The organism is Exiguobacterium sp. HSB13 (assembly GCF_056764755.1).
In genome coordinates this window covers 1-1,191 of sequence record NZ_JBUZOM010000014.1, presented here as the reverse complement: position 1 = coordinate 1,191, position 1,191 = coordinate 1, and the positions used below count along the sequence as shown (strand labels likewise).

The 1,191-nt window shown below is 54.2% G+C and carries 1 rRNA gene; it reads right to left on the bottom strand.

The features are described 5' to 3' along the window. Window positions 1-1,191: ribosomal RNA gene (locus ACZGCQ_RS16785) — 23S ribosomal RNA — on the bottom strand; the annotation flags it as partial.

Here is a 1,191-nt window from a genome sequence, read left to right as displayed (position 1 = left end):
TGCCTGACGGATTTGCCAATCAGACGGTCTTGAAACTTGCACATGCACTTCCATCCGCATGCGTCACTATCCTCCTGCGTCCCCCCATTGTTCAAACGGTGGATCGGCGGTACAGGAATATCAACCTGTTATCCATCGCCTACGCCTTTCGGCCTCGGCTTAGGTCCAGACTAACCCTGAGCGGACGAGCCTTCCTCAGGAAACCTTGGGCTTTCGACGGAGGGGATTCTCACCCCTCTTTTCGCTACTCACACCGGCATTCTCACTTCCAAACGCTCCACTGCTCCTTCCGGTACAGCTTCACAGCGGTTTGGAACGCTCCCCTACCATTCCTTACGGAATCCGCAGCTTCGGTGGTATGTTTAGCCCCGTTACATTTTCGGCGCGGCGCCACTCGACTAGTGAGCTATTACGCACTCTTTGAATGGTGGCTGCTTCTAAGCCAACATCCTAGCTGTCTAGGCAGCGCCACATCCTTTTCCACTTAACATACACTTTGGGACCTTAGCTGGCGGTCTGGGCTGTTTCCCTCTTGACTACGGATCTTATCACTCGCAGTCTGACTCCCGAGTATAAGTTGCTGGCATTCGGAGTTTAACTGAATTCGGTAACCCTGTGGGGGCCCCTAGTCCAATCAGTGCTCTACCTCCAGAACTCTCAACCTCGAGGCTAGCCCTAAAGCTATTTCGGGGAGAACCAGCTATCTCCAGGTTCGATTGGCATTTCACCGCTACCCACACCTCATCCCCGCACTTTTCAACGTGCGTGGGTTCGGACCTCCAGTCAGTGTTACCTGACCTTCATCCTGGACATGGGTAGATCACCTGGTTTCGGGTCTACGACAACGCACTGAACGCCCTGTTCAGACTCGCTTTCGCTACGGCTCCGCCTCATCGGCTTAACCTCGCGCGTTATCGTAACTCGCCGGTTCATTCTACAAAAGGCACGCCATCACCCGTTAACGGGCTCTGACTACTTGTAGGCATACGGTTTCAGGATCTATTTCACTCCCCTTCCGGGGTGCTTTTCACCTTTCCCTCACGGTACTGGTTCACTATCGGTCACTAGGGAGTATTTAGCCTTGGGAGATGGTCCTCCCGGATTCCGACGGGGTTTCACGTGTCCCGCCGTACTCAGGATCCACTCTGGAGGGAAAACAGTTTCAGCTACAGGGCTGTCACCTTCTTCGGC